At 74.9% G+C, this 2881-nt stretch carries 4 protein-coding genes; all 4 read left to right on the top strand.

The genetic code is table 11. From position 1 onward, the window contains the following. The first annotated feature begins 16 nt into the window (after positions 1 to 16). Genes GTW08_RS11270 through GTW08_RS11255 form a run of 4 tightly spaced genes read left to right on the top strand, consistent with a single transcriptional unit; the run spans position 17 to position 2644 of the window. Entirely contained in the window at positions 17 to 154 is a 138-nt protein-coding gene (locus tag GTW08_RS11270) for a hypothetical protein (protein WP_237453743.1), read from the top strand. A 49-nt stretch (positions 155 to 203) separates the two neighbouring features. Beyond that, positions 204 to 1073 (top strand): indole-3-glycerol phosphate synthase TrpC, encoded by an 870-nt coding sequence (trpC, locus tag GTW08_RS11265; RefSeq protein ID WP_346009896.1) that lies wholly within the window; start codon positions 204 to 206, stop codon positions 1071 to 1073. A gap of 3 nt (positions 1074 to 1076) precedes the next feature. Further along, positions 1077 to 2009, top strand: a complete 933-nt coding sequence (gene lgt / locus GTW08_RS11260; protein WP_161151876.1) for a prolipoprotein diacylglyceryl transferase — start codon at positions 1077 to 1079, stop codon at positions 2007 to 2009. After that, on the top strand, positions 2006 to 2644 hold the full coding sequence (locus GTW08_RS11255) for a TIGR02453 family protein (protein WP_161151875.1): 639 nt from the start codon (positions 2006 to 2008) through the stop codon (positions 2642 to 2644). Before lgt ends, GTW08_RS11255 begins: the two co-directional genes overlap by 4 nt. Positions 2645 to 2881: the final 237 nt, after the last annotated feature.

The following is a 2881-nucleotide window of genomic DNA, read 5'->3' as shown; positions in this document are numbered from 1 at the left end:
GGTCCGCGAGCCGCGGCTGCCGCGGCTCGGCGCCCGGTACGCCGCACCGGGGGCGCAGGCGGCCACGACACCGGCCGATCCCGACCGGGCGGCCTGGGAACGGCTCGACGCCGGCGGCGACCCGACCGTCGGCCCGCGTGAGGGGGAGAACTAGCATGACCTCGACGTCCGGGCGACGCGCGAGCGGAGGAGGAGTCGGCCCTGTGAGCACTACGGACACTGCCGGTACTGCCGGACACCCGAACGGGACACCGGGTCGCGTACCCAGCGTCCTCGAGTCCATCGTGGACGGAGTCCGGGAGGACCTCGCCGAGCGCGAGAGCGTCGTCGACCTCGCCGAGATCAAACGGCGGGCCGCGGCCGCGCCGCCGCCGCGGGACGCGATGGCGGCCCTGCGCGAGCCGGGTGTCGGCGTCATCGCCGAGGTGAAGCGGGCCAGCCCGTCGAAGGGGTCGCTCGCCGACATCCCCGACCCGGCCGACCTCGCCGAGGCCTACTCCGCCAACGGCGCGCGGGTGATCAGCGTGCTCACCGAGCAGCGCCGCTTCGGCGGCTCGCTGGCCGACTTCGACGCCGTCCGCGCCCGGGTCGACACCCCGCTGCTGCGCAAGGACTTCGTCGTCACGCCGTACCAGGTGCACGAGGCCCGTGCGCACGGCGCGGACGTCGTACTGCTGATCGTCGCCGCGCTGGAGCAGCCGGTGCTCGCCTCGTTGCTCGACCGCGTCGAGTCGCTCGGGATGACCCCGCTGGTCGAGGTGCACACCGAGGAGGAGTGCGACCGCGCCCTGGAGGCCGGCGCCACCCTGATCGGGGTGAACGCCCGCAACCTGCACACCCTCGAGGTGAACCGGTCGGTCTTCGGTGAGATCGCCCCCGGGCTGCCGTCGCACGTGCTCAAGGTCGCCGAGTCCGGCGTCCGTGGCCCCGGTGACCTGCTCACCTACGCGGGCTGGGGAGCCGACGCGGTGCTGGTGGGCGAGGGCCTGGTGACCAGCGGTGACCCGTCGGCCGCGGTGCGCGGGCTGGTCGCGGCCGGGTTCCACCCGTCCTGCAGCCGCAACGGCGGCTGAGCCGTGCTCGTCACGCTCGCCGCGGCGCTCCCGACGTCCATCCCCAGCCCGGACCGCGGTGTCTGGCACCTCGGCCCGGTCCCGATCCGGGCGTACGCGCTGTGCATCATCGCCGGCATCGCGGTCGCCCTGTGGTGGGGCGAGCGTCGGCTGCAGGCGCGCGGCGGGCGGGCCGGGACGGTGCTCGACGTTGCGGTGTGGGCGGTGCCGTTCGGCCTGCTCGGCGGGCGGCTCTACCACGTCGCCACCGACTGGCGGACCTACTTCGGCCCCGGCGGCAACCCGTGGGGTGCGCTGGAGATCTGGAACGGCGGGCTCGGGATCTGGGGCGCCATCGCGCTCGGCGGGGTCGGGGCCTGGATCGGCTGCCGCCGCCACGGCGTCCCGCTGCCGCTGTTCGCCGACGCGGTCGCGCCCGGCATCATCGTCGCCCAGGCGATCGGGCGGCTCGGGAACTGGTTCAACCAGGAGCTCTACGGCGGCCCGACCACGCTGCCCTGGGGCCTGGAGATCTACCGCCGGGTCGACCCCGCGACCGGGCTGGACGACCCGCTCGGCGGCGTCGCGCTCGACCCCACGCCGATCGCGGTCGTGCACCCCACCTTCCTCTACGAGCTGCTGTGGAACCTCGTCGTCGCCGCGCTGATCGTGCTGGCCGACCGCCGGTTCCGGCTCGGCCACGGCAGGGTGTTCGCGCTCTACGTCGCGGGCTACACCCTCGGCCGGTTCTTCATCGAGCTCATGCGCACGGATCCGGCGACCCGCGTGTTCGGCGACATCCGGATCAACGTCGTCGTCTCGGCCGTCGTGTTCGTCGGAGCGGTGCTCTACGTCGCGTTCGCCCGGCGCGGCCGCGAGGAGTTCGTCGCGCCCGAGCCGGAGGACACCACCGCTCCCGGGGAGCAGGGCACGCCCCAGGAGCGCGAGGACGCGTGAGCGCGTTCGCGGGCTTCGGCGACGGCGCCGTCGAGTTCTACGACGGCCTGCTCGCCGACAACTCCCGGGCGTACTGGACCGACCAGCGCGAGGTCTACGAGAGCGACGTCCGCGGCCCGATGACGGCGCTGCTCGCCGACCTCGAACCGGAGTTCGGGGCGGGCAAGGTGTTCCGGCCCTACCGCGACGTGCGCTTCGCCGCGGACAAGACGCCGTACAAGACCCACTGCGGCGGCTTCGCCGAGCCGTTCTACGTCGAGGTGTCCGCGGACGGGATGCTCGCCGCGGGCGGCTACTACTACATGGCGCCCGACCAGCTGACCCGCTACCGCGAGAGCGTCGACGACCAGCGCCGCGGCGAGGACCTGCGGGCCCGGCTCGACACCGCCCGCGCCGCCGGGCTCACCGTCGACGGCGCGACGCTCAAGACCCGCCCGCGCGGCACCGACCCCGGCCATCCGCGGCTGGACCTGCTGCGGCACAAGGGGCTCTACGTGTCGCGGAACTGGCCGCCGGACGACGTGCTGCACGGCCCGCGGGCCCGGGACCGGGTCCGCACGGTGTGGCGGGCCTCCCGCCCGGTCACCGAGTGGCTCGACGACCACGTCGGTCCCAGCGAGCTCCCGCGCCGCTGACCCGCCGACGGTCCGGGCGGCGCCCGACGGGTTTCCGTGACACGGTCGACAACCTGCGCGGTGATCCGGACGACGGCCGGGGGACGAACACCGCGGACGGGCCGACGCGGTCCGGGGCGACGCACGGGGGAGTGGGCATGGGAGTGCAGGGGCGGACGCGGGGCCGGCGCACCCGTGACGGGCTGCTGGCACTGGTGACGGCGGCGTTCGTCGTCGCCGGGTGCACCGCGGCCGGGC

The sequence above is a fragment of the Pseudonocardia sp. SID8383 genome (genome assembly GCF_009864975.1).
In the GTDB taxonomy this organism is placed as follows: domain Bacteria; phylum Actinomycetota; class Actinomycetes; order Mycobacteriales; family Pseudonocardiaceae; genus Pseudonocardia; species Pseudonocardia alni.
This window is presented reverse-complemented; position numbering and strand designations above follow the sequence as displayed.